General features: G+C 74.1%; 25 protein-coding genes. 12 read left to right on the top strand and 13 right to left on the bottom strand.

Annotated features, from left to right (window positions below; all coding sequences use genetic code 11):
• Positions 1–5: 5 nt before the first annotated feature.
• The gene (locus ACFQ8Y_RS04790) at positions 6–1457 is read left to right on the top strand and encodes a dihydrolipoamide acetyltransferase family protein (protein ID WP_430584756.1); all 1452 of its coding nucleotides are present in this window, start codon (positions 6–8) and stop codon (positions 1455–1457) included.
• A 167-nt stretch (positions 1458–1624) separates the two neighbouring features.
• Here ACFQ8Y_RS04790 and ACFQ8Y_RS04785 read toward each other — a convergent pair whose 3' ends face one another.
• The 7 genes from ACFQ8Y_RS04785 to ACFQ8Y_RS04755 are packed head-to-tail and all read right to left on the bottom strand — an operon-like array spanning position 1625 to position 9660.
• Positions 1625–3127, bottom strand: a complete 1503-nt coding sequence (locus tag ACFQ8Y_RS04785; RefSeq protein ID WP_430551584.1) for an NAD-dependent succinate-semialdehyde dehydrogenase — start codon at positions 3125–3127, stop codon at positions 1625–1627.
• Positions 3124–3963 (bottom strand): aldolase/citrate lyase family protein, encoded by an 840-nt coding sequence (locus ACFQ8Y_RS04780; protein ID WP_430551585.1) that lies wholly within the window; start codon positions 3961–3963, stop codon positions 3124–3126. The genes ACFQ8Y_RS04785 and ACFQ8Y_RS04780 overlap by 4 nt, the downstream gene beginning before the upstream one ends.
• Positions 3948–4757 (bottom strand): 2-oxo-hept-4-ene-1,7-dioate hydratase, encoded by an 810-nt coding sequence (hpaH, locus tag ACFQ8Y_RS04775; protein ID WP_430551586.1) that lies wholly within the window; start codon positions 4755–4757, stop codon positions 3948–3950. The genes ACFQ8Y_RS04780 and hpaH overlap by 16 nt, the downstream gene beginning before the upstream one ends.
• Positions 4754–5908: a 3,4-dihydroxyphenylacetate 2,3-dioxygenase gene (gene hpaD / locus ACFQ8Y_RS04770; protein ID WP_430584755.1), complete on the bottom strand. Its 1155-nt coding sequence runs from the start codon at positions 5906–5908 to the stop codon at positions 4754–4756. Before hpaD ends, hpaH begins: the two co-directional genes overlap by 4 nt.
• Positions 5909–5933: 25 nt before the next feature.
• Positions 5934–7454 (bottom strand): 5-carboxymethyl-2-hydroxymuconate semialdehyde dehydrogenase, encoded by a 1521-nt coding sequence (hpaE, locus tag ACFQ8Y_RS04765; RefSeq protein WP_430584754.1) that lies wholly within the window; start codon positions 7452–7454, stop codon positions 5934–5936.
• Positions 7451–8164: a GntR family transcriptional regulator gene (locus tag ACFQ8Y_RS04760; protein ID WP_430551589.1), complete on the bottom strand. Its 714-nt coding sequence runs from the start codon at positions 8162–8164 to the stop codon at positions 7451–7453. Before ACFQ8Y_RS04760 ends, hpaE begins: the two co-directional genes overlap by 4 nt.
• Positions 8161–9660, bottom strand: a complete 1500-nt coding sequence (locus ACFQ8Y_RS04755; protein WP_430584753.1) for a fumarylacetoacetate hydrolase family protein — start codon at positions 9658–9660, stop codon at positions 8161–8163. Before ACFQ8Y_RS04755 ends, ACFQ8Y_RS04760 begins: the two co-directional genes overlap by 4 nt.
• Before the next feature lie 73 nt (positions 9661–9733).
• Here ACFQ8Y_RS04755 and ACFQ8Y_RS04750 point away from each other — a divergent pair, with 73 nt between their 5' ends.
• Entirely contained in the window at positions 9734–11116 is a 1383-nt protein-coding gene (locus ACFQ8Y_RS04750) for an MFS transporter (RefSeq protein ID WP_430584752.1), read from the top strand.
• A 19-nt stretch (positions 11117–11135) separates the two neighbouring features.
• Here the strand turns inward: ACFQ8Y_RS04750 and ACFQ8Y_RS04745 are convergent, their stop codons facing one another.
• The gene (locus ACFQ8Y_RS04745; protein ID WP_430584751.1) at positions 11136–12005 is read right to left on the bottom strand and encodes a peptidoglycan-binding protein; all 870 of its coding nucleotides are present in this window, start codon (positions 12003–12005) and stop codon (positions 11136–11138) included.
• Between the two features lie 103 nt (positions 12006–12108).
• The gene (locus tag ACFQ8Y_RS04740; protein ID WP_430584750.1) at positions 12109–12813 is read right to left on the bottom strand and encodes an IclR family transcriptional regulator; all 705 of its coding nucleotides are present in this window, start codon (positions 12811–12813) and stop codon (positions 12109–12111) included.
• A 130-nt stretch (positions 12814–12943) separates the two neighbouring features.
• Between ACFQ8Y_RS04740 and ACFQ8Y_RS04735 the strand changes: the two genes are divergently transcribed.
• From ACFQ8Y_RS04735 to ACFQ8Y_RS04725, 3 genes are all read left to right on the top strand, one after another.
• Positions 12944–14836, top strand: a complete 1893-nt coding sequence (locus tag ACFQ8Y_RS04735) for an FAD-dependent monooxygenase (protein ID WP_430584749.1) — start codon at positions 12944–12946, stop codon at positions 14834–14836.
• Positions 14837–14875: 39 nt separating this feature from the next.
• On the top strand, positions 14876–15472 hold the full coding sequence (locus ACFQ8Y_RS04730; RefSeq protein WP_430562729.1) for a gamma carbonic anhydrase family protein: 597 nt from the start codon (positions 14876–14878) through the stop codon (positions 15470–15472).
• 163 nt (positions 15473–15635) lie between these two features.
• Positions 15636–16202 carry a dihydrofolate reductase family protein gene (locus ACFQ8Y_RS04725; RefSeq protein WP_430551596.1) on the top strand — a complete coding sequence of 189 codons (567 nt, stop codon included), beginning with the start codon at positions 15636–15638 and terminating at the stop codon, positions 16200–16202.
• A 28-nt stretch (positions 16203–16230) separates the two neighbouring features.
• On the opposite strand, the gene ACFQ8Y_RS04720 is transcribed toward ACFQ8Y_RS04725, so the two are convergent.
• On the bottom strand, positions 16231–17895 hold the full coding sequence (locus ACFQ8Y_RS04720) for a thiamine pyrophosphate-binding protein (RefSeq protein WP_430584748.1): 1665 nt from the start codon (positions 17893–17895) through the stop codon (positions 16231–16233).
• A gap of 242 nt (positions 17896–18137) precedes the next feature.
• Between ACFQ8Y_RS04720 and ACFQ8Y_RS04715 the strand changes: the two genes are divergently transcribed.
• Together ACFQ8Y_RS04715 and ACFQ8Y_RS04710 are read left to right on the top strand one after the other, a co-directional pair.
• The gene (locus ACFQ8Y_RS04715; RefSeq protein WP_430584747.1) at positions 18138–18464 is read left to right on the top strand and encodes an ArsR/SmtB family transcription factor; all 327 of its coding nucleotides are present in this window, start codon (positions 18138–18140) and stop codon (positions 18462–18464) included.
• On the top strand, positions 18442–18945 hold the full coding sequence (locus ACFQ8Y_RS04710) for an SRPBCC domain-containing protein (protein ID WP_430584746.1): 504 nt from the start codon (positions 18442–18444) through the stop codon (positions 18943–18945). The genes ACFQ8Y_RS04715 and ACFQ8Y_RS04710 overlap by 23 nt, the downstream gene beginning before the upstream one ends.
• Before the next feature lie 3 nt (positions 18946–18948).
• Here ACFQ8Y_RS04710 and ACFQ8Y_RS04705 read toward each other — a convergent pair whose 3' ends face one another.
• On the bottom strand, positions 18949–20265 hold the full coding sequence (locus ACFQ8Y_RS04705) for an alpha-L-fucosidase (protein WP_430584745.1): 1317 nt from the start codon (positions 20263–20265) through the stop codon (positions 18949–18951).
• 175 nt (positions 20266–20440) lie between these two features.
• On the opposite strand from ACFQ8Y_RS04705, the gene ACFQ8Y_RS04700 reads away from it, so the two are divergent.
• The 5 genes from ACFQ8Y_RS04700 to ACFQ8Y_RS04680 all read left to right on the top strand — a co-directional run bounded on the left by ACFQ8Y_RS04700 (position 20441) and on the right by ACFQ8Y_RS04680 (position 24553).
• On the top strand, positions 20441–21352 hold the full coding sequence (locus ACFQ8Y_RS04700) for an amidohydrolase family protein (RefSeq protein ID WP_430584744.1): 912 nt from the start codon (positions 20441–20443) through the stop codon (positions 21350–21352).
• A complete protein-coding gene (locus tag ACFQ8Y_RS04695; RefSeq protein WP_430562736.1) occupies positions 21349–22131 on the top strand; it encodes an SDR family NAD(P)-dependent oxidoreductase in 783 nt (260 codons plus the stop codon). Before ACFQ8Y_RS04700 ends, ACFQ8Y_RS04695 begins: the two co-directional genes overlap by 4 nt.
• Positions 22128–23132 carry an aldo/keto reductase gene (locus tag ACFQ8Y_RS04690; protein ID WP_430562737.1) on the top strand — a complete coding sequence of 335 codons (1005 nt, stop codon included), beginning with the start codon at positions 22128–22130 and terminating at the stop codon, positions 23130–23132. The genes ACFQ8Y_RS04695 and ACFQ8Y_RS04690 overlap by 4 nt, the downstream gene beginning before the upstream one ends.
• 100 nt (positions 23133–23232) lie before the next feature.
• Positions 23233–24099 (top strand): fumarylacetoacetate hydrolase family protein, encoded by an 867-nt coding sequence (locus ACFQ8Y_RS04685; protein WP_430551604.1) that lies wholly within the window; start codon positions 23233–23235, stop codon positions 24097–24099.
• A 4-nt stretch (positions 24100–24103) separates the two neighbouring features.
• Positions 24104–24553 carry an RbsD/FucU domain-containing protein gene (locus tag ACFQ8Y_RS04680; RefSeq protein ID WP_430551605.1) on the top strand — a complete coding sequence of 150 codons (450 nt, stop codon included), beginning with the start codon at positions 24104–24106 and terminating at the stop codon, positions 24551–24553.
• On the opposite strand, the gene ACFQ8Y_RS04675 is transcribed toward ACFQ8Y_RS04680, so the two are convergent.
• Positions 24522–24869, bottom strand: a complete 348-nt coding sequence (locus tag ACFQ8Y_RS04675; RefSeq protein ID WP_430551606.1) for an STAS domain-containing protein — start codon at positions 24867–24869, stop codon at positions 24522–24524. The genes ACFQ8Y_RS04680 and ACFQ8Y_RS04675 overlap by 32 nt on opposite strands.
• Positions 24870–24969: 100 nt before the next feature.
• Complete coding sequence (locus ACFQ8Y_RS04670; RefSeq protein ID WP_430562739.1) at positions 24970–25668, bottom strand: FadR/GntR family transcriptional regulator; 699 nt, start codon at positions 25666–25668, stop codon at positions 24970–24972.
• Between the last annotated feature and the right edge of the window lie 47 nt (positions 25669–25715).

Below are 25715 nucleotides of genomic sequence, written 5' to 3'. Positions count from 1 at the left end.
GAACGATGACGACCCAGCGCTTCCCGCTGCCCGACGTGGGAGAGGGCCTCACGGAGGCCGAGATCGTCGAGTGGCGCGTCGCCGTCGGCGACACCGTCGCCGTGAACCAGGTGATCGTGGAGATCGAGAGCGCCAAGTCGCTCGTCGAGCTGCCGTCGCCGTGGGCCGGTACCGTCACGGCGCTCCTCGCCGAGGAGGGCACCACCGTCGACGTCGGCACCGCGATCATCGAGATCACCACCGACGCCCCCGCCGGAGCGCCGTCGGGCGGCACGTCGGACGCGCCCGCCGCGGCCGCCGAGGAGACGTCGGGCGAGGGCTCGGGCTCCGTGCTGGTCGGGTACGGCACCGGGGAGGGCGCGGGCGGTGGCCGACGACGGCGGCGCGCCGCGGCCCCGGCCGCCGAGGTCGAGGCGAAGCGCCCGACGTCGATGTCCGGGACCTCGACCTCGAGCGCTCGCCTCGACGTCGACGCACCGGCCCCCGCCCCGGCCGCCCCGACGATCGAGAAGCCGATGGCGAGCGTGCCGGCGACGCCCGGTTCGTCGACCACCCGCGTGCTCGCCAAGCCGCCGGTGCGCAAGCTGGCGAAGGACCTCGGCGTCGACCTCGCCTCCGTGCACCCCACGGGCCCGGGCGGGATCGTCACGCGGGAGGACGTCGTCGCGCACGCCGAGGGTGCGGCGCCGAAGGCCCTCGCCACGTACCCCGACGACGACCAGCCGTGGCTCGCGTCGGGCACGGTCAGCCAGGACGGCCGCCAGACGCGCGTGCCGGTGAAGTCGGTGCGCAAGCGCACGGCCGAGGCGATGGTGGCCAGCGCGTTCACGGCCCCGCACGTCACGGTGTTCCAGACGATCGACGTCACGAAGACGATGAAGCTGGTCGCCCGCCTCAAGGAGGACCGGGACTTCGCGGACGTGCGCGTGACGCCGCTGCTCGTCGCCGCCAAGGCGATGCTGCTGGCGGTCAACCGGCACCCGCAGATCAACGCGAGCTGGGACGAGGCCGCGCAGGAGATCGTCTACAAGCACTACGTGAACCTGGGGATCGCCGCCGCGACGCCGCGCGGGCTCGTCGTGCCGAACATCAAGGACGCGCACACGCTCGACCTGCTCGGCCTGGCGAAGGCGATCGCGACCCTCACGTCCACCGCGCGCGCGGGCCGCACGCAGCCCGCGGACATGGCGGACGGGTCGATCACCATCACCAACGTCGGCATCTTCGGCACCGACACGGGCACGCCGATCCTCAACCCCGGCGAGGCGGGCATCCTCGCGTTCGGCGCGATCCGCCGGCAGCCGTGGGTGCACAAGGGCAAGATCAAGGCGCGCTGGGTCACGCAGCTCGCGCTGTCCGTCGACCACCGCCTGGTCGACGGCGAACTCGCCGCCCGCTACCTGGCCGACGTCGCGAAGGTGCTCGAGGACCCGGCGCGCGGACTCGTCTGGGGCTGACCCGCGAGGTAGTTCCGAAGATGCCGAGGTAGTTCGAGGCCCGGCGAGGTAGTCGACTACCTCGCCGGGCCTCGAACTACCTCGCGGGGATCCGGACTACCTCGCGGGGATCCGGACTACCTCGCGGGGATCCGGACTACCTCGCCGGAGCCCGTACTACCTCGCGGTCAGAGCGGCATGCCGACGTACTGCGTCTCCTGGTACTCGGCGATGCCCTCGAAGCCGCCCTCGCGGCCGGTGCCGGACTGCTTCATGCCGCCGAACGGTGCGGCCGCGTTGGAGATGACGCCGGCGTTGAGGCCCAGCAGACCGAACTCGAGCCGCTCGGCGAACGCGAGCCCGCGGCGCACGTCCCCGGTGAACACGTACGACGCCAGCCCGTACTCGGTGGAGTTGGCGAGCTCCGCCGCCTCGTCCTCGGTGGCGAACGTCGCGACCGGGGCGACGGGGCCGAAGATCTCCTCCGTCATGCAGCGGGCGTCCGCGGGGACGTCGCGCAGCAGCGTCGCGGGGTAGAAGTGGCCGGGGCCGTCGGGGCGCTCTCCGCCGACGACGACCTGCGCGCCGCGCGCGACGGCGTCGTCCACCAGCGCCGCGACGGAGTCCACGGCCTTCGCCTCGACGAGCGGGCCCAGCGTGGTGCCGTCGTCCAGGCCGTTCCCGACGACGACGGCGCGGAAGCGCTCGGCGAGGCGGGAGACGAACTCGTCGGCCACGGACTCGTGCACGTAGAACCGGTTGGCGGCGGTGCAGGCCTCGCCGCCGTTGCGCAGCTTGGCGGCCATGGCGCCGTCGACCGCGGCGTCCAGGTCGGCGTCCTCGAAGACGACGAGCGGGGCGTTGCCGCCGAGCTCCATCGACGTGCGCAGCACGTTCTCGGTGGCGGAGCGCAGCAGCGCCTGCCCCACCGGCGTGGAGCCGGTGAACGACACCTTCCGCAGCCGCGGGTCGGCCATCACCGGCTCGCTCACGGCCGACGCGGAGGCCGACGGCACCACGTTGAGCACGCCGTCGGGCAGCCCGGCCTCGACCATGAGCTGCGCGAACAGGAGCGACGTCAGCGGGGTGAGGCGGGCCGGCTTGAGCACCATCGTGCAGCCGGCGGCGACGGCGGGCGCCACCTTCCGGGTGGCCATCGCGAGCGGGAAGTTCCACGGCGTGATGAGCAGGCACGGGCCCACGGGCCGGCGCTGCACGAGCATCCGCAGCGAGCCCTCGGGGGTGCGGGCGTAGCGGCTGTCGTCGTGGGTGGCCTGCTCGGCGAACCAGCGCAGGAACTCGCCGCCGTACGTGACCTCGCCGCGCGCCTCCGCGAGCGGCTTGCCCATCTCGAGCGTCATGAGCAGCGCGAGGTCCTCGCGCCGCTCCTGCACGAGGGCGAACCCGCGGCGCAGGATCTCGGCCCGCTCCCGCGCCGGCGTCGCGCCCCACGACGCCTGCGCCGCCGCGGCGGCGTCCATCGCGGCCCGGGCGTCGTCACCCGTCGCGGAGGCGACGTGGGTCAGGGTCTCCCCGGTGGCCGGGTTCTCGACGGCGAACGTGCCGCCGTCGGACGCGTCGCGCCACGTGCCGCCGACCAGCAGGCCCGTCGGGGTGCTGGTGAGGAGCTCGGCCGCGCGCTCGCGCGGGCTGGTCGAGCTGGTCGGAGATGTCGGAGTGGTCGTCGTCATCGGGTTCCACCGTCCTTCGGCTGCGGGGTCGTGGTGCGGGAGGCGACGCGCGCGGCGAGCTGCTCGGACCCGCGCGCGATCAGGGTGACGTCGGCGCCGACGACGACGTAGGCCGCCCCGGCGTCGAGGTAGCGGTCGGCCATGGCCGGGTCGAAGGCGTTGACGCCCACGGGGGTGCCGGCGGCGCGGCAGGCGGCGATCGCGCCGAGCACCGCGTCCACGACCTCGGGGTGGTCCTGCCGGCCCAGGTGGCCGAGCGACGCGGCGAGGTCGGCGGGGCCGACGAGGACGGCGCCGACGCCGTCCGTGCCGGCGATGGCGGCGGCGTCGTCGATCGCGGCGCGCGTCTCGAGCTGGACGACGAGGGTGATGCCGTCGTCCGCGCCACCGAGGTAGCCGGGCACCCGGGCCCAGCGCGACGAGCGGGCGAGCGCGCTGCCGACGCCGCGCACGCCGGCCGGCGGGTACCGGACGGCGCGGACGGCGGCCTCGGCCTCGGCGGCGGAGTCGACCATGGGCACCAGGACGTTCGTGGCGCCGAGGTCGAGCACCCGCTTGAGGCCCACCGGGTCGCCGGACGGGACGCGCACCAGCGTCGCGACCGGGTACGCGGCGGTGGCCTGGAGCTGCGCGAGGACGTCTCTGAGGTCGTTGGGCCCGTGCTCGCCGTCGACGAGCACGACGTCGAGCCCGCTGCCGGCGAGGAGCTCCGCGGCGACGGGGCTGCCCATCGAGGACCAGGCACCGACGAGGGGGCGTCCCTCGTCCGCGGCCTCGGCGAGCATCGCGGCGAGCGAGCGGTCGGTGGTCGGTCCGTCGGTCAGACGAAGCGGCATGTCACGGCCCCCAGGGTCCCGTAGTCGGCGTGCACGGTGTCGCCGGGGTGCACCCACGTGGGGCGGGTGAACGACCCGGCCAGGACGGTCTCGCCGGCGGCGAGCGAGTCGCCGTGCGCCGCCAGCTTGTTCGCGAGCCAGGCGACGCCCGCGGCGGGGTGCCCCAGCACGCCCGCGGCGACGCCCGTCTCCTCGATGGTCTCGTTGCGGTACAGCAGGGCGGACACCCAGCGCAGGTCGACGTCGTCGACCCGCACGGGCCGCCCGCCCACCACCATGGCACCCATGGCGGCGTTGTCGCTGATGGTGTCGACGATGGTGCGTCCCGGCATCTCGACGCGCGCGTCGAGGATCTCCAGGGCTGGCACGACGCGGTCGGTGGCGCGCAGCACGTCGGTGACGGTGGTCCCGGGGCCCTCGAGCGGCGACGCGAGCACGAACGCCAGCTCCACCTCGACCCGCACGTTCGAGTACCGGGCGTGCTCCACGACGCTGCCCGACTCCAGCACCATGTCGTCGAAGATCACGCCGTAGTCCGGCTCGGTGATGCCGGTCGCGGCCTGCATGGCCTTCGACGTCAGGCCGATCTTGTGCCCGACGACGCGGCGGCCGCGCGCCTCCCCGCGCTCGCGCCACGTGCGCTGCACGGCGTACGCGTCCGCGACCGTCATCCCCTCGTGCCGCGCGGTGAGCAGCGGCACGGGGGTGCGGGTGCGGTCGGCCTCGGCGAGCTCGTCGGCGACGGCGACGACGGCGTCGTCGTCGAGGGTGCGCTCGCCGTCGGCCCCCGTCACAGGGTGGCTCCCAGCTTGAACCCCTGCACGCCGCCGCCGTCGGCGTCGTTCCGGCGGGTGTAGGAGAACCCGTCGGCGCCGACGGTCACCTCCATCTCGGAGTCGTCGGTGCGGGCGACGACGGGCTGCGGGTTGCCGTCGAGGTCCAGCACGAGGGACGCCTCGGTGTACCAGCTCGGCACGACGGGGTTGCCCCACCAGTCGCGGCGCTGGTTGTCGTGCACGTCCCAGGTGACGACGGGGTTGTCCGGGTCGCCGGTGTAGTAGTCCTGCGTGTAGATCTCGACGCGGTGCCCGTCGGGGTCGCGCAGGTACAGGTAGAACGCGTTCGAGACGCCGTGCCGGCCCGGACCGCGCTCGATGGCGTCGGAGCGCCGCAGCGCGCCGAGCTTGTCGCAGATCGCGAGGATGTTGTGCTTCTCGTGCGTCGCGAACGCCACGTGGTGCATGCGCGGGCCGTCGCCGCCGGTCATGGCGGTGTCGTGCACGGTGGGCTTGCGGCGCATCCACGCCGCGTAGACCGTCCCGGCGTCGTCCTGGATGTCCTCCGTGACGCGGAAGCCCAGGTCCTGCATGAACTTCACGGCCCGCGGCACGTCCGGGGTGACCTGGTTGAAGTGGTCCAGCCGCACCAGCTCGCCGGGGGTGTGCAGGTCGTAGCGCCACGACAGCCGCTCGACGTGCTCCGTGGCGTAGAAGAACTCGTACGGGAAGCCGAGCGGGTCGACGACGCGCACCGACTCGCCGATGCCCTTCGTGAAGCCGCCCGGCTCGCGCCGCACCTCGCAGCCGAGCTCGGTGTAGAAGGCGACGGCCTTGTCGAGGTCCTCCGGCGTGCGCACGCGGTAGGAGAAGGCGGCGACGGCGGCCACCTCGCCCTGGCGCAGCACCAGGTTGTGGTGGATGAACTCCTCGGTGGAGCGCAGGTAGATGCTCTGCTCGTCCTCCTCCGTGACGTACAGGCCCAGCACGTCGACGTAGAACACGCGGGAGGCCGCGAGGTCCGTGACGACGAGCTCCATGTACGCGCAGCGCAGGATGTCGGGCGCGGGGCTGGACGGCGTGGCGATCGGGTGGTCCGAGTGGATCGGCGCCTCCTGGCTCACGTAGAAGCCGGAGGAGGTGAGGGTGCGGTCGTTGAGGTGCGTCATTGCAGCGTCCTAAGGGGAGGGCGGTTCACTTGCCGAACGTGGGGTTGTGGACCTTGCCGAGCGTGATGTGCACGGCCTGCTGGTCGGTGTAGAAGTCGATGGAGCGGTACCCGCCCTCGTGGCCGAGGCCGGACGCCTTGACGCCGCCGAACGGGGTGCGCAGGTCGCGCACGTTGTTCGAGTTCAGCCAGACCATCCCGGCCTCGACGGCCTGGGAGAAGTTGTGGGCCCGCTTGAGGTCGTTGGTCCAGATGTACGCCGCGAGCCCGTACTTCACGCCGTTGGCGAGCTCGAGCGCCTCGGCCTCCGTGTCGAAGGGCGTGATCGCGACGACGGGCCCGAAGATCTCCTCCTGGAAGATCCGGGCGTCGGGCTTCACGTCCGCGAAGACCGTGGGGGCCACGAAGTTGCCCGTCTCGAAGCCCTCGGGGCGCCCGCCGCCGGCGACGAGCCGGCCCTCGGTCCTGCCCAGCTCGACGTAGCTCATGACCTTGTCGAAGTGCTCGGGGTGCACGAGCGCGCCCACCTCGGTGTCCTTCTCGTGCGGGTACCCGACGCGCACGCGCTTCGCCTGGGCGGCGTACCGCTCGACGAACTCGTCGTAGACGGCGCGCTCCACGAGGATGCGGGAGCCGGCCGTGCAGCGCTCGCCGTTGAGGGAGAAGACGCCGAAGATCGTCGCGTCGATCGCGGCGTCGAGGTCGGCGTCGGCGAAGACGATGGCGGGGGACTTGCCGCCGAGCTCCATCGACAGGCCCTTGAGGTACGGGGCGGCGTTGCCGAAGATCAGCTGGCCCGTGCTGCTCTCGCCGGTGAAGGAGATGAGCGGCACGTCGGGGTGCTTGACCAGCGCGTCGCCGGCCTCCTCGCCCAGGCCGTTGACGAGGTTGAACACGCCCTGGGGCAGCCCGGCCTCCTCGAAGATCCCGGCCCACAGCGACGCGGACAGCGGCGTGAACTCGGCCGGCTTGAGCACCACGGTGTTGCCGGTGGCGAGCGCGGGGGCGAGCTTCCACGACTCGAGCATGAACGGCGTGTTCCACGGGGTGATGAGCCCGGCGACGCCGATCGGCTTGCGGTTGACGTAGTTGATCTGGCGGCCGGGCACCTTGTAGGTGTCGTCGGCCTGCGCCACGACCAGGTCCGCGAAGAAGCGGAAGTTCTCGGCGGCGCGGCGCGCCTGGCCGAGGGCCTGCGTGATCGGCAGGCCGGAGTCGAAGGACTCCAGCTCCGCGAGGCGGGCGTCGCGCGACTCCACGAGGTCGGCGATCCGGTGCAGCACCCGCGAGCGCTCCCGGGGGAGCATCGTCGGCCACGGCCCCTCGGTGAACGCGCGGCGGGCGGCGGCGACGGCGGCGTCGACGTCGGCCCGCTTGCCCGCGGCGGCCCGGAGGTAGGTCTCGTTCGAGACCGGGTCCAGCACGTCGAAGGTGGCGCCGTCGACGGAGTCGACGAAGCGGCCGTCGATGTAGTGCCGGATCGCGGTGGGCAGGTCGGCGGGGCGGTGCCCGTTCCTGGTGTGGGCATCCGGTGCATGGCTGGTCATCGCTGGACCTCCGTGGCCTTGTGGGACAGATGGTGGGACGCCTGGCGGGCGAGCACGGCGTCGAGGGTGGTGGTGCGGTGGCGGCGGGCGGCGAGCTCGACCTCTTCCGGGGTGGCGTCGCCGGCCTGGAGCCGCACGACGAGGTCGAGGATCCGGTCGTGCTCGGCGACGGACTCCCGGGCGCGGCCGGGGACGAACGAGAACGACGAGTCGCGCAGCACGGTCATGCGCCGCCAGCCGCGGTGCACGAGGTCGAGCACGTGCGGGTTGGGGCACGGCTCGAACAGGACGGCGTGGAACTCGAGGTTGAGCTCCGTGAACCGGTGCGGGTCGAAGTCGGCGAGGCACTCGCGCATCCGCTCGTTGACCGCGCGCGCGGCGTCGAGCTGCGCGGCGGACAGGTGCGGCGCCGACAGCGCGGTGGCGAAGCCCTCGACCAGCGCGAGCGTCTCCATCGTGTGCTGGTACTCGGTCTCCTTGATGAGGGCGACCTGGGCGCCGACGTTGCGCTCGAACGTCACGAGCCCCTCGGCCTCCAGGCGGCGGATCGCCTCGCGCACCGGCACCACGGACATGTCGAGCTCGCCCGCGAGCTGTGCCAGCACCAGCCGGTAGCCGGGCACGAAGCGCCCGTCCTCGATCCGCTCGCGCAGGTACGCGTACGCGCGCTGGGACTTGCTCACGGCGGTCGACGTCGTCGGGACGGTCATCCGGCACTCCCGGCGGTCTCGCGCTCGTACCGTGCCCGCCACGCGGCGTTCATGGGGAACAGCCCGTCGACGGGGGCGCCGGCCGCGACCTGCCGCGCGACCCACGCGTCGGCGGCCTCCTGGGCCTCGGACTCGGCGAGCACCTCCTCGACGAGCGCGGGCGGGATGACGAGGACGCCGTCCCCGTCGCCCACGACGACGTCGCCCGGCTGCACCGAGGCGCCGCCGCAGGCGACGGTCACGTCGGTCTCCCACGGCACGTGCTTGCGGCCGAGGACGGACGGGTGCGGGCCCTGGGAGAAGACGGGGATGCCGATCTCGGCCACGGCGTCGGCGTCGCGCACCCCGCCGTCCGTGACGATCGCGGCCGCGCCGCGCACGTGGGCGCGCAGGGCGAGCACGTCGCCCACGGTGCCGGTGCCGCGCTCGCCACGCGCCTCGACGACGATCACCTCGCCCGGCCCGACGGCGTCGAACGCGCGCTTCTGCGCGTTGAAGCCTCCGCCGTGGGAGGCGAAGAGGTCGGGGCGGAACGGGATGAGCCGCAGCGTGCGGGCGGTGCCGACGAACCGGTCGCCCGGGTGGTTGCCGTGCACGCCCTCGACGAAGACGTCGGTGTAGCCGCGCTTGCGCAGCGCCGCCGACAGCGTCGCGACCGCGACGCCCGCGAACCGCTCGCGGTGGGCGTCCGTGAGGACGAAGGCGGGCTCGGGCTCCGGCGCGGGGGTGCCCCAGGCCTCGGCGCGCTGCGTCTCGTCCACGGCCGGCGTCGAGCCGAAGTCGCCGAACGCGTGCGTCCCGGCGGTGACGGTGGTGACGAGGCGGCCGCTGGACAGTGTCTCCGAGGCGCTGGCGCCGGGTGCCTCCGGGGCGTCCACCTCGACCTCGACGACCTGCCCGGGGCCGACGACGGACGAGCCCGCCGGGGTGCCGGTGAGGATCACGTCGCCGGGCTCGAGCGTGAGGTGCTGGGACAGGTCCGCGACGAGGCGGCCGAAGTCGAACAGGAGCGTGCCGGTGGAGTCGTCCTGGACGAGCTCGCCGTCCACCCAGGTGCGCACCCGCAGGCCCGCGGGGTCGACGGCCGACGCGGGGATCCAGCGCGGGCCGAGCGGCGTGTAGCCGTCGCCGCCCTTGTTGCGCAGGTTGGAGCCCTTGTCGGCGGCGCGGAGGTCGTAGAGGCCGAAGTCGTTCGCCGCGGTGACGGCGTCGACGTGCGACCAGCCGTCGGCGGGGGAGACCCAGCGCGCGGCGGTGCCGATGCGGATCGCGACCTCGCCCTCGAAGGCGAGGAGCTCGGTGCCCAGCGGGCGCTCGATCGTGCCGCCCGTCGCGGCGAGCGACGAGCCGGGCTTGAGGAAGTAGGACGGCTGGTGCGGCGTCCGGCCCCGCTGCGCTGCGCGGGACGGGTAGTTCAGGTGGACGGCGATGATCTTGCCGGGCTTGGGCTGGTCGTCGGTGACCACGGGCACCCCACTGTCGGTCGAGGCTGTCATGTCGTATCTCGGATGATATACGATCTCGCGAACTGCACCACCCCCCGCGGACTGACAGAGAGGTCTTCCGGACATGACCACCGGCATCGCAGCCACCCCCAGCGACACCGAACGTCGCGAGCTCCGACGGGTCGCCTTCGCGACCGTCATCGGCACCACCATCGAGTGGTACGACTTCTTCCTCTACGCCAGCGCGGCAGGCCTGGTGTTCGGCACGCTGTTCTTCGAGCCCGCCGGCCCGGGCGCGGCGACCCTGCTGTCGTTCGCGACGGTGGGGATCAGCTTCCTGTTCCGCCCGCTCGGCGCCTTCCTCGCCGGCCACTTCGGCGACCGGATCGGCCGCAAGGCGATGCTCGTCGTCACCCTCATCCTCATGGGCGGGGCCACGACGCTCATCGGCGTGCTGCCGACCTACGACACGATCGGGATCGCGGCCCCCGCGCTGCTCGTGCTGCTGCGCATCCTCCAGGGCCTGTCGACCGGCGGCGAGTGGGGCGGGGCCGTCCTCATGGCCGTCGAGCACGCTCCCGACGGCCGCCGCGGCCGCATGGGCGCGTTCCCGCAGATCGGCGTGCCCATCGGCCTGCTGCTGGCCTCCGGCGTGCTCGCCCTCATGACCGGCGTGATCTCGCCCGGCGACGCGTTCGTCCAGTGGGGGTGGCGCATCCCGTTCCTGCTGAGCGTGGTGCTCATCGTGGTGGGGATCGTCGTGCGGCGGTCGGTCGAGGAGAGCCCGGTCTTCCTCGAGATCGCCGAGAAGAAGGCGGCGGCGAAGACGCCGATCCTCACCCTGTTCCGCAGGCACTGGCTGCTGGTGCTGCTCGCCGCCCTCACGTTCGCGGGCAACAACGCCGCGGGCTACATGACCACCGGCGGCTACCTGCAGAACTACGCGACGACGCCGGTCGCCGACGGCGGGCTGGTCGGCATGGACCGCACGCCGGTGCTGCTCGCCGTGGCCGGCGCGTCCGTCGTCTGGCTCGTGTGCACCTTCGCCGCCGGCGCGGTCTCCGACCGGATCGGGCGCCGGAACACCTACATCATCGGGTGGGTGGCGTTCCTCGCCACCGTGTTCCTGCTCTTCCCGCTGGTGAACACCGGCAACCCGTGGCTGCTGTTCCTCGGCGTGTCGCTCTTCGCGATCGGCAACGGGTTCACGTACGGCCAGCAGGCGGCCTACTTCGCGGAGCTGTTCCCGGCGTCGATCCGGTACTCCGGCGTGTCCATCACCTACGCGATCGGTGCGATCCTGGGCGGCGCGTTCGCCCCGACCATCGCGGCCTGGCTCGTGCAGACCACCGGGACGGCGACGTCCGTCGCGTTCTACATCGCGGGCGTCATGGTGGTGGCGTTCGCCGCCACGCTGCTGCTGCGCGACCGCACCGGCATCCCGCTCGGCCCCGAGCACGAGGACGAGCAGGCGGCCAGCCCGATCTACGGGGTCTCGCGGGCCTGACGACGGCGGAGGGGCCCGGTCACCGCAGCTTCTTGCGCACGCTGAGGTACTTGCTCTCGGTGGCCGGGCCCCAGGTGCCGGTGGCGGACACTCCCACCACCCGCTGCAGGGCGGCGACCGCCTTGTCGTGCGCGGCGCGGGACTTCGGGCCCCACTTGCCATCCGCGGTGACGCCCACCGCGCGCTGCGCCGTCTTCACGCCGTAGGGGAACTTCGTCCCGTGCATGCGGGAGGCGGCGCGGATCGCCTGCAGGCGCTGGTCGGTGCTCGGGCCCCACAGGTTGTCGCGCTGGGCCAGGGGGAAGTGGGCCACCTGCTGCAGTCGCTGCGTCGTGCGTGAGCCCGCCGGCGCGAGCACGGTGCCCCGGCCGTAGTTCGACGTCGTGCCGACGTCGACGTGCACGTGGTTGCGGTGGCTGGCGGCCGACCCGACCGTCCCGTCCCGCGCGTAGATCACGCCGAGGCCCATCGAGTCCGCCACCTTGATCGCGGTCCGCGCCCGGGTGCGCTCCGAGGAGGGCGCCCCGGCGGGGCCGTAGTTGAGGTCCGCCGCCAGGCCGTCGTAGTGCCAGGAGTTCTTGGAGTGCGCCCCGCGGGTCACGCCGCCGTACGACGGGTGCTCGGAGACCCGGAACCCGTAGGCCCGAGCCCAGCTCAGGTAGTGCCGGAGCATCGTGGACGAGCTCTTCTGGCGCCCGATCCCCAGGGCCAGAGGGCCCTCGGCGGGGCGCGCGGCCGCGCCCGAGCGCTCGGGCGCCTGGGGTGTGGCGACCACGGGCGTCGCGCCGAGCGGGGCGAGCAGGACGGCGCAGACGCCGGCGGCCGCGAGGCGTCTGTGCGGCCTGTCGGCGCGGTGGGCGCGGGCGGGGACGGTCGGTCGTGAGCTCATGGCACCTCGCTCCTCGGCGTGACGACGAAGGGCTCCGATGCACCTGGTCGCCCTGGGCCACCATGCATGCGCATCGACGGTTCTGCCAGGCGACCGTGTCCCCTCAGCCGCCGAGGGCCTCCCGCACGGCGCTCGCCGAGGCGGAGAGGCGGGCGGCGATCTGCGCGTGGTCGAGCGGGCTGGCGACGTGCACGACGGCGACGGCGGCGGGCCCGCGACCGCGCAGCGCCAGCGGCACCGCGACCGACTCCAGGCTGGGGATCACCTCGTCGTGGCTGGTGGCGAACCCGCGCTCCGCGGCCTGCGCGACCGTGGCGTGCAGCGCCTCGGAGGCACCCGCGGGCCACTGCGCGGGCGGGAGCAGCGTGAGGATCGCCTTGCCGGGCGCGCCCACCGTGACCGGGTGCCGGGTGCCCGGGCGCTGCGCCACCGGGGCGACGGCGTGCCGCGGCTCGACGCTGACGAGCGTCACGCACTCGTCGTGGTCGAGGACGGCGAGGAAGCACGTCATCCCCAGCTCGTTCGCGACGGCGGTGAGCTCGGGCAGCGCCTCGGCCTGCAGGTCGTGGGCGACGCCCGCGGCCAGGGCGGCCATCCGCGCGCCGAGCGCGACGCCCCCGTTCGCGTCGCGGACCACGAGCCCGTGGTGCTCCAGGGTGCGCAGCAGCCGGTACGCGATCGAGCGGTGCACGCCGAGCGTCGCGGCGACGTCGTCGATGGTCAGGGGCGCGCGGGCGTCGGCGAGGACCTCCAGGATGCGGATGCCGCGGCTGAGGGTCTGCGACGGCGGGGGGCCTGCGTCGGGCATCGTCGTCCTTCCGGTGGGCTACGCTGCATTCAATAGTAGAACGTCGTGTTCGAATATAGAACACGAACGCAGCGAACGCCACGCCCGACACGGAGGTCGAGCGGCGCATCGACGACGATGAGGAGAGCTCGTGCAGTTCCACCACCACGGTTACGTCTCCGGCGACCCGCGGGTGCTGCCGCCCGCCGGCACGGGCGTGGACCGGCCCGACGAGCTGCCCGACGAGGTCGACGTCCTCGTCGTCGGGTCGGGGCCGGCGGGCATGCTGCTCGCCGCGCAGATGTCGCGGTACCCCGGCGTCACGACCCGCCTCATCGAGAAGCGCGAGGGGCGGCTGGTGCTCGGTCAGGCCGACGGCATCCAGCCGCGCAGCGTCGAGACGTTCGACGCGTTCGGCTTCGCGGAGCGGATCGTCGCCGAGGCCTACAACATCGGCTGGATGAACTTCTGGGGCCCGGACCCGGAGAACCCCCGGAACATCGTGCGCACCTCGCGCACCGAGGACTACGGCCTCAAGATCAGCGAGTACCCGCACCTCATCGTCAACCAGGCGCGCGTGCTCGACTACTTCGCCGAGGCCGCCGCGCTGGGCCCCGCCCGCATCGTGCCCGACTACGGCGTCGAGTTCGTCGGCCTCACCGTGCACGACGGCGACGAGTACCCCGTCGAGGTGCGCGTCCGGCACGTGGGCGGCGAGCGCGCGGGGGAGGAGCGGACCGTCCGCGCCAGGTACGTCGCCGGCTGCGACGGCGCCCGCAGCGCGGTGCGCGAGGCGATCGGCCGCAAGCACGTCGGCGAGTTCGCGGCGCACGCCTGGGGCGTGATGGACGTGCTCGTCAACACGGACTTCCCCGACTGGCGCACCAAGTGCGCGATCAACTCGGAGGCCGGGAACATCCTGCTCATCCCGCGCGAGGGCGGATACCTCTGCCGCGTGTACGTGGACCTCGGCGAGGTCGCCGCGGACGACCACCACCGGGTGCGCAGCACGCCGGTCGAGGAGATCGTCCGTCGCGCCAACGAGATCCTCACGCCCTACGCCCTCGACGTGAAGGAGGTGGCCTGGCACAGCGTGTACGAGGTCGGCCACCGTGTCACGGACAAGTTCGACGACGTGCCCGACGGCGAGGAGCACCGCATCCCGCGCGTCTTCCTCACCGGCGACGCCTGCCACACCCACAGCGCCAAGGCCGGGCAGGGGATGAACGTGTCGATGCAGGACGGGTTCAACCTGGGCTGGAAGCTCGGGTCCGTGCTCACCGGCCTCAGCCCCGAGTCGCTCCTCGCCACCTACTCGGCCGAGCGGCAGCCCGTCGCGCAGCAGCTCATCGACTTCGACCGGGAGTGGTCGAGCCTCATGGCCCGCAAGCCCGAGGAGATCTCCGACCCGCAGGAGCTGGCCCACCACTACCTCGCGACGTCGGAGTTCCCCTCCGGCTTCATGACGCAGTACGGGCCGTCGTCGATCGTGGCCGGCGGCGCCCGGCAGGAGCTGGCCACCGGGTTCCCGCTCGGCAAGCGGTTCAAGTCCGCCGAGGTGACGCGGGTGTGCGACGGCAACGCCGTGCACCTCGGCCACCACGCCAAGGCCGACGGCCGGTGGCGGGTCTACGCGTTCGCCGACGCGGCCGCGCCGGGCGAGGGCTCCGCGCTGGCCGCGTGGGCGGCCTGGATGGCGTCCTCCGAGTCACCCGTCTCCCGGTTCACGCCCGAGGGGGCTGACGTCGACGCCGTCCTCGACGTGAAGGTCGTCTACCAGCAGGGCTTCCAGGACGTCGACCTCGCCGCCGTGCCCGGCGTGTTCCTCCCGCGGACCGGCCCGCTGGGCCTCACGGACTGGGAGAAGGTGTACGCCGCCGGGCCCACCGTGTGGACCGCGGACGACATCTTCGCGGAGCGCGGGCTGTCCCGCGACGGCGTGGTCGTCGTCGTGCGCCCCGACCAGTACGTGGCGCACGTGCTGCCCCTCGACGCCACCGACGAGCTGGCCGAGTTCTTCGCCGGGGTGTTCGTGGGCCGTTGACGACCAGCCGGCCTTGCGCCGGTTGGTACCGTCCGAGCCATGCTCGTCCGCCATCGTGGTGCCACGCCCACCGTCGACCCGTCGGCGTACGTCGCGCCGACGGCGGTGCTGATCGGCGACGTGCACGTCGCCGCCGGCGCGCGGGTGCTGCACGGCGCCGTCCTGACCGCGGAGGACGGCGCCGTCGTCGTCGGCCGCGACACCGTGGTGATGGAGCAGGCGCTCGTGCGCGGCCGCCGCGGCCACGACGCGCGGCTGGGGGACGCCGTGCTGGTGGGTCCGCACGCCCACGTGAACGGCAGCACGGTCGAGGACGAGGCGTTCGTCGCGACCGGGGCGGCGCTGTTCCCCGGCAGCCGGATCGGGGCCGGCGCCGAGGTGCGCATCCACGGGGTGGTGCAGGTCAACACCGTGCTCCCGCCCGGTGCGCTCGTCCCGATCGGCTGGGTCGCCGTGGGCGACCCGGCCCGGATCCTGCCGCCCGGGAGCCACGACGAGATCTGGGCCGTGCAGCGCGAGCTCGACTTCCCGGGGACGGTCTACGGGACGGCGCGGGACACGCCGATGCGCGAGACGATGCGGCGCCAGTCCGAGTTCTACGGCGCGCACCGCGACGACGAGGTGCTGCCGGAGTGACGCACCGGAACCACCCCGCGACCGCCTGATCCCGGGCCGCCGGCACGGCAGGACGACAGGGTCGTGCCGCCGGGCGAGACACGTCCGCACGCGCGACGACGCGGCGTCGTGCCGATACTGGTGGGCGACCCAGGAAGCGCCCAGCGGCCGAGGAGGCCCCGCGATGGCAGACCTGATGATCGACTACATCACCTCCCTCGACGGATTCGGGTCCGCCGACGGGTGGCCCGGCCTGTGGGGGATGGGCGGTCCGGACTACTTCGCGTTCCTCGAGGAGGACGGCCGGCAGGAGTACACGACGCTGCTGGGCGCCACGACCTACCGGCTGTTCGCGAGCTTCGCCGAGACCGGCGAGGAGGAGCTGGCCGAGGTCACCGCGCGCCCGAAGGTCGTGTTCTCCGGCACCCTCACCGAGCCGCTGGGGTGGGCGAACACGACGCTGGTCGCCGGCGACGCCGTCGAGGCGGTGCGCGCCATGAAGCAGGACGACGTCCCCCTGCGGACGATCGGCAGTCCCGGCCTCGCCCGCTCGCTGCTCGTCGCGGGACTCGTCGACCGCGTCCGCGTCGTGGTGTTCCCCGTCGTCAACGGCACCACCGGCCACGACCGCCTGTACGACGGCTGGCCCGACGTCCGGCTGGAGCTGCTCGACAGCCGCACCCTCGACGGTCGGCTGCAGCTCCTCGAGTACGCGCCGACCGTGCTGGACGGCCCGCCCGGCGTGGGCTGAGACGCTCGCCGGCGGTGCCGGTGCCCTCTCAGCGGGTGCGGTTCACCCGCAGGATCTCCTCCTGGTACGGCGCGACGACGGTGGGCGACACGCGGCAGTCGAGCATGAGGAACCGGCGCTGGTCGACGGGCTCGAGCGCCCAGGTGCCGAGGCGGTCGAGGTCGGCGAGCCGGCGCACGACGACGCCCTCCGCGCCGACGGCGGCGGCCAGCGCGGCGAAGTCGGTCTCGGGGATGCGCATGGGCTCCTCGGCGAGGCCCTGGCGGCCGTAGACGTGCACCTCGGCGCCGTAGACGGCGTCGTTCCACACGACCGCGACGCCGCGGCCGCCGGCGGTGCGCACCGCGGTCTCGAGGTCGGCCAGGGCCATGAGCCCGCCGCCGTCGCCGGTGGTGAGCACGACGGTGGCGTCCGGCTGGGCGGCGGCGGCGCCCGCGACGCTGGGGAAGCCGAGCCCGATGGACTGGAAGGCGGTGCCGACCATCATCATCCGGTCGGGCGACGCCACGGACCAGTACATGTTGGCCCAGCCGATGAAGTGGCCGCCGTCGGAGACGACCACCCGGTCGGCGGGGAGCAGCGCGCCGACGCGGCTCGCGACGCCGCGGGGGTCGAGCCGCCCGTCGGCGGCGAGGCCGTCCGCGGGCCCGGTGTCGTAGGTGCGGGCGGCGGCGACGCCCACGGAGTCGCGCCAGCCCGACGGGGCGGCGTCGAGGGCGCGCAGCTCGTCGAGCAGCGCGCGGGTCACGAGCGCGGCGTCCCCGCGGACGAACGAGCCCACGTGGCGGTGCGTGGCGGCCTGCGCCGTGTCGACCTGGACCACGCGGGTGCCGGGGGAGAAGAGCTCGCCGAACCGCATCGTGAACTGGTTGAGCGACGCGCCCACGACGACGGCGACGTCCGCCTCGCGGACCAGGGCCATCGCGCCGTCGGCGCCGAACCCGCCGGCGACGCCGAGGTCGTACCGCGCGTCGGGGAAGACGCCGCGGCCCAGCGCCGTCGTGGCGGTCAGGGCCCCGGTCGCGGCGGCGAGCTCGCCCAGGGCCTCGCCCGCGCCGGCGAGCCAGGCGCCGCGGCCCGCGAGGAGCAGCGGGCGCTCGGCCTCGGCGAGGGCGTGCGCGAGGTCGGTGATCGCGGCGGCGTCGAACGGGCCGGCGGGTGCGAGCGGGCCGGGGAGGGCGGGCTCGGGCGCGTCGGGGACCGGGCCCGCCTCGAGCGCGGCGACGTCGTAGGGGATGGCCAGCACGACGGGCACCCGGTAGGTGAGCGAGTGCTCGACCGCGATGACGGTGGTCGCGGCGGCGTCCGCGCGCCCGACGGTATAGGTGCGCGCGCCGACGGCGGCGGCCAGCGCGATCTGGTCCACGTCCCACGGGCGCGGTCCCGACGTCGGCTCGTCGCCCGCGAGCAGGACGAGCGGCACGCGGGCCTGCGCCGCCTCGGCCAGCGCGGTGAGGGTGTTGGTGAAGCCCGCGCCGTACGTGACGGTCGCGGCGGCGATGCGGCCGGACGCGCGGAAGTAGGCGTCGGCGGCGACGACGCCGCCGGCCTCGTGGCGGACGGCGGTGAACCGGGCGGGGGTGGTGCGCTCGACGTCGTCGAGGAACCAGGCGTTGCCGTTGCCCATCACGCCGAAGACGTGGTCGACGTGCTGGGCGAGGGTGCGGGCGACGTGGGCGGACACGGTGGGCACGGGGGCCTCCAGGGAACAGTGACGGATGTGGCGTGCGTCCGTATGTGTCCCGTGCGGTCCCGACGTCGGGTCCGACGTGCTGGCCGTGCAGCGGTGACTGCCGGTGACCGGGCTGCCGTGCGCCCCTTTTTCGAGCGCAAGGCGGCGCAGGTCCGCCTCGACGCCGCGAGTATATCCACGGGACCGGCGCGATCTCTGCCGGGGTCTTGTGGGCGCCCACCGTCAGGCGTAACTTACCGTAAGTGGCTACTGACGTATCCGGGTTCGCCGCGCTGGCGGACCCCACGCGGCGCGAGATCTTCGAGCGCGTCGCGGCGCGGCCGTCGTCGGTCGGGGAGCTGGCCGCCGGGCTGCCCGTGAGCCGCCCGGCCGTCTCGCAGCACCTGCGCGTGCTCAAGGACGCCCGGCTGGTCGCCGACGAGGCCGTCGGCACACGCCGCGTCTACCGCGCCGACCCCGCGGGGCTCGCGATGCTCCGCGAGTACCTGGAGCTGTTCTGGCGGCGCTCGCTCGCCACGCTCGCCTCCGTCGCAGAGGAGACCTCCCATGACCACGCCGACCCGACCTGACCCGACCCGATCCGGCACCGAGGCCTCCCCGGTCTCCGTCGCCGTGGACGTCGCGGCCCCGGTGGAGCACGTCTTCGACGTGTTCACGCGTCGGACGTCGACCTGGTGGGACGCCGCCCACCACCTGCTCGACGGCACCGTCGCCATGGACGTCGAGCTCCGGCCCGGCGGCTCGATCACCGAGGTCGACGCCGCGGGGAACCGCTGCACGATCGGCCGCGTGCTCGTCGTCGAGCGGCCGGCGCGGTTCGCCTTCACGTGGGACGTGTCCCCGCGCTGGGAGGTCGAGACCGACCCCGCACGGTGCAGCGAGGTGCACGTCGCGTTCACGGCGCTCGACGACGGACGCACCCGCGTCGTCCTCGAGCACCGCCACCTCGAACGCCACGGCGGCGGATGGGAGGGGATGCGGGACGCCGTCGGCGGCGCCGACGGCTGGGCCGTCGACGTGCGACGCCTGGCGGAGGCCGCGGGCGCCTGACGGCTACCGGTCGAGGAACAGCTCGACCACCGGCACGGCGACGTCCGGCCGCGCGGTGGGCAGGTGCAGCGTCAGGGTGCCGGGCGGCTGCCCGCCGGGGATCGTGTTGAACGCCTTCTGGTCCGGGTCGGTGCGGCTGGTGCGCAGCTCGGAGCCGTCGTGCAGCAGCTGGGCGTAGCCCACCCGGTCGGCGAGGTCGCGCAGGTGGACGTGACCGAAGGGCCACGCGAACAGGTGCAGGTACAGGCGGTCGTCGCGCTGCGTGAGCACGGCGCCGGGCGGCAGCCCCGGCGCGACGGCGGCGGCCAGCTCGGGGTCGGCGGGGCCGGCACCCGTGATCGACCGGCCGTGCAGCCGCGTCCACGCACCGAGCGCGGCGAGGGTGGCGGCGTCGCGCGGGGGGATCGCGCCGCGCCCGTCCGGGCCGACGTTCAGCAGCAGGTTGCCGCCCTTGGACACGGTGTCCACGAGCATGCGCACCAGCAGGTCCGGGTCCTTGAACTTCGTGTTGTCGCGGTCGTAGCCCCAGCTGCCGTTGAGGGTCTGGCAGGCCTCCCAGACGACGAGCTCGCCGCCGTCGTCGCGCATCGGCTCGGCGGGCTGGTACTGCTCGGGCGTGACGAGGTCGCCGGGGATGCCGAGGCGGTCGTTCACCACCGCCTGCGGCTGGAGCTCGCGGACCATGGCGAGCAGGCCCTCGGCGTCCCAGTCCTCGGGGCGCTTGCCCGGCCAGCCGCGCCGGTCGCGGGTGTCGGTGAAGTCGAAGAAGACGTAGTCGACCGGGCCGTAGCCGGTGAGCAGCTCGCGCACCTGGGCGTGCAGGTACTCGCGGTAGCGGGCCATGTCGCGGCCCTCGTTGAGCGCGTGGGCGTCGGGGTCGTCGCGGCGCGGGTGGTCGGCGTCGACGGTGTAGTCGGGGTGGTGCCAGTCGAGGAGCGAGTGGTACAGCCCGAGCCGCAGCCCCTCGGCGCGCACGGCCTCGGCCAGCTCCGCCACGAGGTCGCGCCCGCGGGTGCGGGCGATGCTGTAGTCGCTGACCGCGGAGTCCCACAGGGCGAAGCCGTCGTGGTGCTTGGTGGTCAGCACCACGTACTTCATGCCGGCGTCCTTGGCGGCGCGGACGAGGGCGCGCGCGTCGAACAGGTCCGGGTCGAACACCTCGGCGTAGCGTGCGTACTGCTCGACGGTCATGCGCTCGAAGCTCATCACCCACTCGTGTCGGGCGGCCGCGGAGTAGAGGCCGAAGTGCACGAAGAGGCCGAAGCGGGCCTCGGTGAACCACGCCTGCTCGGGGCGCAGGGGCGGGGCGGCCGTGGTCATGCGGATCACTCCTCGTCGAGCGGGCGGGTCCGGCTCGGAGCCGGTCGAACAGCGCGCGCAGAGATATGACGTCTGTGCGGTGCGATCCGAGGATACTCGCCGATGCCGGGGCTGGCGCAAGCGGTCTGGACGCCTATACATTGGATGAATCAGTCTGCAGGCCGAGGGAGTCCGGATGTCCGACGTCGTCGTCGACGCGCACCACCACCTGTGGGTCCGCGCGCGGCACCCGCAGGGCTGGATCGACCCCGCGACCATGGCCGCCATCGACGCCGACTTCACCCCGGCCGACCTGCCCGCCGCCGCCCACGGCGTCGACGCCACCGTCGTCGTGCAGAGCGTGAGCACGTGGGCCGAGACCGAGGACCTGCTCGACGTCGCCGCCTCGCCCGAGGGGCGCGCGGCACGCATCGCGGGGGTCGTCGGCTGGGCCGACCTGTTCGACCCGGCGCTCGAGGACCGCCTCGCCGCGCTGCGCGACGGGCCGGGCGGCGACCGGCTCGTGGGGATCCGCACGATGGTGCAGGCCGAGGCCGACCCCGACTACCTGGACCGTCCCGACGTGCACGCCGGCATCGCCGCCGTCGGCGCCGCGGGCCTGCCGTTCGACCTCGTGGTCCGCGCGGACCAGCTCGCGTCGTGCGCCCGCCTCGCCGCGGCGCTCCCTGACACCCGGTTCGTGCTCGACCACCTGGCCAAGCCGCCCCTCGGTGCCGGCAACCCCGGCGCGGGCGACCTGAGCGCCTGGCGCCGCGACCTGGCGGCGCTCGCGGCCCGCCCGAACGTCGTCGCGAAGCTGTCCGGGCTGGTCACCGAGGCGCGCTGGGACTCGTGGACCACCGCGGACCTGCGCCCCGCCGCCGACCACGCGCTCGACGTCTTCGGCCCCGACCGCCTCCTGCTCGGCAGCGACTGGCCGGTCTGCCTGCTCGCGTCGGGCTACGGGCGCTGGCTCTCCACCGCCGACGAGCTGCTGTCCGGCCTCGCCCCCGACGAGCGCGCTGCCCTGCGCGGCCGCACCGCCGTCGCCACCTACGGCCTCGCGGTCGAGCACGTCACCACCACCCGCACGAAGGAGCACCCGTGAGCACCGCCCCCCTCGAGAACCCGCCGGAGTTCGCCGGCATCCGCGCGATCGTGACCGGCGGCGCGTCGGGCATCGGCGCGTCCGTCGTGCGCGCGCTGCTCGCGCGCGGTGCGCAGGTCGTCGCGATCGACCGCACGCGTGACGGCGTGCCCGACGGCGCGGGCTCCCAGGTCGCCGACGTCACCGACGACCCGGCCGTGCGCGCGGCCGTGGAGGGCGCGGCGGCGGAGATGGGCGGCATCGACGTCGTCGTGAACAACGCGGGCATCGGCGCGCAGGGCACGGTCGCGGACAACGACGACGCCGAGTGGCTGCGGGTGCTCGACGTCAACGTGCTCGGGATCGTGCGCGTGACCCGGGCGGCGCTGCCGCACCTGCGGGCGTCGGAGCACGCGGCCGTCGTGAACACCGCGTCGATCGCGTCGTGGTCAGGGCTGCCGCAGCGCGCCCTGTACTCCGCGAGCAAGGGCGCCGTGCAGGCGCTGACCCTCGCGATGGCCGCCGACCACGTGCGCGAGGGCATCCGCGTCACCTGCGTGAACCCCGGCACCGTGGACACCCCGTGGGTGGGCCGCCTGCTCGACTCCGCCCCCGACCCCGCCGCCGAGCGCGCCGCGCTCGCGGCGCGCCAGCCCACCGGGAAGCTGGTGAGCCCGGAGGCCGTGGCGCACGCCGTCTGCTACCTCGCGAGCCCGCTCGCGACCGCCACCACCGGCACCGCGCTCGCCGTCGACGGCGGCATGCACGAGCTGCGGGTGCGCCCGCCGGAGCAGGCATGACCGCGATGCCCTCCCGGGAGGTCCGGGAGACGGGGGTCCGGCTGACCGGCCTCGGCTACGGCGCGGCACAGGCCGGCAACCTCTACCGGCAGACGACGGACGAGGAGACCCGGGCGGCGTTCGACGTCGCGTGGGAGGCCGGCGTGCGGTACTTCGACACGGCGCCGCACTACGGGCTCGGGCTGTCGGAGCGGCGCCTCGGGGCGAGCCTGGCCGGCCGGCCGCGGGACGAGTACGTCGTGTCGACGAAGGCGGGGCGCCTGCTGGTGCCCTCCCCGGAGACGGCGCACCAGAAGGACCCGGACATGTTCGACGTGCCCGCCGCCACGCGGCGGGTCTGGGACTTCTCCCGCGACGGGATCCTGCGGTCGCTCGAGGCCAGCCTGGAGCGCACCGGGCTCGACCGGGTCGACGTCGTGTACCTGCACGACCCGGACGACCACGAGGAGCAGGCGTTCGCCGAGGCGGTCCCCGCGCTGGTGGAGCTGCGCGAGCAGGGCGTCGTCCGCGCGATCGGGGCGGGGATGAACCAGTCGGCGATGCTCGCGCGGTTCGTCGCCGAGGCCGACGTGGACGTCGTGATGTGCGCCGGCCGGTTCACGCTGCTGGAGCAGCCCGCCCTGGCGGACCTGCTGCCGGCGGCCGTCGAGCGCGGCGCGGCCGTCGTCGTCGCCGGCGTCTACAACTCCGGGCTGCTGGCCCGCGACGTCGTGCCCGACGACGCGACCTACGACTACGCGCCCGCCCCGGCCGCGCTGCTCGACCGCACCCGTCGCATCGCGCAGGTGTGTGCCGACCACGGAGCGACGCTGCCGGAGGCCGCGCTCGCCTACGTGCGCACGCACCCGGCCGTGGCGAGCACCGTCGTCGGGCTGCGCACCGCCGACCAGGTGCGGCAGGCCGTGGACCGGCACGCCGCCGTCGTCCCCACCGACCTGTGGACCGACCTGGTGGGCCAGGGGCTGCTCGCCCCCGAGGCCCACCCCGACGCCTTCGCGTGACGCTCCGTCCGCACCGCCGCCCGCATGGCGGGACGGATGTGACCGGGACGCGACACCGGCGCATGATCGAGGCGCCCCCCAGAGAGAACAGAGGACATCGATGCAGCTGCTCCGCCTGGGCCCGGTGGGCCAGGAGATCCCCGCCGTCAGCAACGACGGCGCCACCTACGACCTGCGGCCGCTGACCGCCGACGTCGACGGCGGCTTCCTCGCCGCCGACGGCATCGCGCGCACGCGCGCCGCCCTCGCCGCCGGCGAGCTGCCCGTGCTCGACGGCGCGGACGCCCTGCGCGTCGGGGCGCCGATCGCGCGACCCACCGCCGTCGTCTGCGTGGGCCAGAACTACGCCGCCCACGCGCGGGAGTCCGGCGCCGAGCCGCCGCGCCTGCCGATCATCTTCTTCAAGCACCCCAACACGGTGGTCGGCCCCGACGACACGGTGCCGATCCCGCCCGGCTCGGACAAGGTCGACTGGGAGGTCGAGCTCGCGATCGTCGTCGGGAAGCAGGCGAGCTACCTGCCGTCGGCCGACGCGGCGCTCGAGCACGTCGCCGGGTACACCGTGGTGGACGACGTGAGCGAGCGGGCCTGGCAGCTCGACGACTCGCTCGGCCAGTGGTCGAAGGGCAAGTGCGGCCCGGCGTTCCTGCCGACCGGCCCGGCGCTGGTGCCCGCCGACGAGGTGGACACCGCCGACCTGCGGCTGCGCTCGTTCGTCAACGGCGAGCCCCGGCAGGACTCGTCGACGACGGACATGATCTTCGGCGTCGCCGAGATCGTGCACCACCTGTCGCAGTACATGACCCTCGAGCCGGGCGACCTGATCTGCACCGGCACCCCCGAGGGCGTCGCGCTGTCCGGCCGGTTCCCGTACCTGGCCGACGGCGACGTCGTCGAGGTCGAGATCGACGGCGTCGGCCGGCAGCGGCACGCCTTCGCCGACGCCCAGGTCCCGGCGCGGGTCTGACGTCGTGCTGCGCTACGAGCTGTTGCACCCGGGCCTCGTCGCGGCGCTCGCCGCGGCGGGGCACGGGTCGCGGGTGCTGCTCGCCGACGCGAACTACCCGCACTCCACGGGCGCCCGCCCCGGCGCGGCGCGCGTCCACCTCAACCTGCGGCCGGGCCTGCTGACCGTGGACCAGGTGCTCGAGGTGCTGCTCGACGCCGTGCCCGTCGAGTCCGCCGCCGTCATGGTGCCCGGCGGCGTGGCGGGCGACGTCGTCGCCGCGGGGGAGGAGATCCCCGCGCACACCGGCTACCGGGCGATGCTCGGGGCCGACGTCGGCTGGGACGAGCTGGACCGCTTCGCGTTCTACGACGCCGCGCGGTCCGACGACGTCGCCCTGCTGGTCGCCACCGGCGACCAGCGCGTCTACGCCAACCTGCTTCTCACGATCGGGGTCCGGTCCCCGTCCGCGTAGCGTCGTCGAGGGGCTCCGCCGGGTCGGCGTCGACGAAGTCGACCAGCATGTCGAAGCTCATCATCTCGAAGATGTCGCGGACCAGCTGCGGAGCACCGACCACCCGCGGGTGCGGACCGTTCTCGCACGCGAGGACCACGAGGCGCACGCCGGACGAGTCGATGAACGTCACCCTGCGCATGTCGAGGGTCTTGCGACCCTCGCCCGCAGCCTCCAGCGTGGCGTAGACCTCGTGGGCGACGGCGACGTCGATCTCGCCCCACATCTCCCACCGAAGTCCGTCGTCGCTCAGATTGATGCCACCGTGGGCGGCCATGTTCCGTTCCTCTCACGCGCGTCGCCTGCTGGTGACCGGTGGCTTGATCGCAGGCGACGTCCAGTCTAGGTGCGGCCGCCGGGGCCCCTGTCCCGCGGGGTCAGTCCTCGGTGGCCTCCGGGCCGGGCAGGGTCTCCTCGACGTCGAGGAGGTGCGCGGCCATGCGCACGCGCGCGGCCTCGGCGTCGCCGGCGGCCAGGGCGCGCCAGACGGCCTCGTGGTCGCGCTGGGTGCGGGCCTCGGCGCCCTCCTCGTGCAGGCCTCGCCAGAGTCGTTCGCGCGCGGTGCGGCCGGCGATCGCCTCGACGAGGGCGGTGATCACGGGGTTGCCGCCCTGGTCGGCGACGATCCGGTGGAACGCGGTGTCGGCCTCGATGAAGGCGGGGTGGTCGACGTCGTCCTGAGCGAGGGTGCGCGCCGCCCGGTCGAGGACGGCGCGGGCCTCCTCCAGCGCCTCGGGCGTGATGCGGTGCGCGGCCAGGCCGGCGGCCTCCGTCTCGAGCACGCGGCGGACGGCGTGGAACGGGCGGGCGCTGGTGTCGCCGTGCAGGTCCACGACGAACTGCAGCGACGACATGAGCCGGGCGGGGTCGAGGCTGGTGACGTACGTGCCGTCACCCTGGCGGGTGTCGAGGACGCCGAGCACGGTGAGGGCGCGCACCCCCTCGCGCAGGGAGCCGCGGGAGACGCCCAGCCGATCGGCGAGGTCCTTCTCCACGGGGAGCCGGTCGCCGGGGCCGAGCTCCCCGCCGGTGATCATGCGGCGGACGCCGTCGACGACCTCATCGGTGCGGGACATGTCGTGGATTATGGCCCAGTTCGCGCCCGGCTGCACCGATTCCTCCG

The sequence above is a fragment of the Isoptericola sp. NPDC056605 genome (assembly GCF_042792795.1).
Lineage (GTDB): Bacteria > Actinomycetota > Actinomycetes > Actinomycetales > Cellulomonadaceae > Isoptericola.
Note: the sequence above shows the minus strand (reverse complement) of the source record. Positions and strands in the feature narration are given on the sequence as shown.

What these genes read in the sequence shown, in the direction of transcription:
- ACFQ8Y_RS04705 (WP_430584745.1), bottom strand. Translation starts at nt 20,265, where the DNA reads ATGACCACGGCCGCCCCGCCCCTGCGCCCCGAGCAGGCGTGGTTCACC.
- ACFQ8Y_RS04710 (WP_430584746.1), top strand. Translation starts at nt 18,442, where the DNA reads ATGACCACGCCGACCCGACCTGACCCGACCCGATCCGGCACCGAGGCC.
- ACFQ8Y_RS04725 (WP_430551596.1), top strand. Translation starts at nt 15,636, where the DNA reads ATGGCAGACCTGATGATCGACTACATCACCTCCCTCGACGGATTCGGG.
- ACFQ8Y_RS04740 (WP_430584750.1), bottom strand. Translation starts at nt 12,813, where the DNA reads ATGCCCGACGCAGGCCCCCCGCCGTCGCAGACCCTCAGCCGCGGCATC.
- ACFQ8Y_RS04745 (WP_430584751.1), bottom strand. Translation starts at nt 12,005, where the DNA reads ATGAGCTCACGACCGACCGTCCCCGCCCGCGCCCACCGCGCCGACAGG.
- ACFQ8Y_RS04790 (WP_430584756.1), top strand. Translation starts at nt 6, where the DNA reads ATGACGACCCAGCGCTTCCCGCTGCCCGACGTGGGAGAGGGCCTCACG.
- ACFQ8Y_RS04670 (WP_430562739.1), bottom strand. Translation starts at nt 25,668, where the DNA reads ATGTCCCGCACCGATGAGGTCGTCGACGGCGTCCGCCGCATGATCACC.
- ACFQ8Y_RS04730 (WP_430562729.1), top strand. Translation starts at nt 14,876, where the DNA reads ATGCTCGTCCGCCATCGTGGTGCCACGCCCACCGTCGACCCGTCGGCG.
- ACFQ8Y_RS04700 (WP_430584744.1), top strand. Translation starts at nt 20,441, where the DNA reads ATGTCCGACGTCGTCGTCGACGCGCACCACCACCTGTGGGTCCGCGCG.
- ACFQ8Y_RS04755 (WP_430584753.1), bottom strand. Translation starts at nt 9,660, where the DNA reads ATGACAGCCTCGACCGACAGTGGGGTGCCCGTGGTCACCGACGACCAG.
- ACFQ8Y_RS04675 (WP_430551606.1), bottom strand. Translation starts at nt 24,869, where the DNA reads ATGGCCGCCCACGGTGGCATCAATCTGAGCGACGACGGACTTCGGTGG.
- hpaE (WP_430584754.1), bottom strand. Translation starts at nt 7,454, where the DNA reads ATGACCAGCCATGCACCGGATGCCCACACCAGGAACGGGCACCGCCCC.
- ACFQ8Y_RS04780 (WP_430551585.1), bottom strand. Translation starts at nt 3,963, where the DNA reads ATGCCGCTTCGTCTGACCGACGGACCGACCACCGACCGCTCGCTCGCC.
- ACFQ8Y_RS04760 (WP_430551589.1), bottom strand. Translation starts at nt 8,164, where the DNA reads ATGACCGTCCCGACGACGTCGACCGCCGTGAGCAAGTCCCAGCGCGCG.
- ACFQ8Y_RS04690 (WP_430562737.1), top strand. Translation starts at nt 22,128, where the DNA reads ATGACCGCGATGCCCTCCCGGGAGGTCCGGGAGACGGGGGTCCGGCTG.
- ACFQ8Y_RS04785 (WP_430551584.1), bottom strand. Translation starts at nt 3,127, where the DNA reads ATGACGACGACCACTCCGACATCTCCGACCAGCTCGACCAGCCCGCGC.
- hpaD (WP_430584755.1), bottom strand. Translation starts at nt 5,908, where the DNA reads ATGACGCACCTCAACGACCGCACCCTCACCTCCTCCGGCTTCTACGTG.
- ACFQ8Y_RS04750 (WP_430584752.1), top strand. Translation starts at nt 9,734, where the DNA reads ATGACCACCGGCATCGCAGCCACCCCCAGCGACACCGAACGTCGCGAG.
- ACFQ8Y_RS04685 (WP_430551604.1), top strand. Translation starts at nt 23,233, where the DNA reads ATGCAGCTGCTCCGCCTGGGCCCGGTGGGCCAGGAGATCCCCGCCGTC.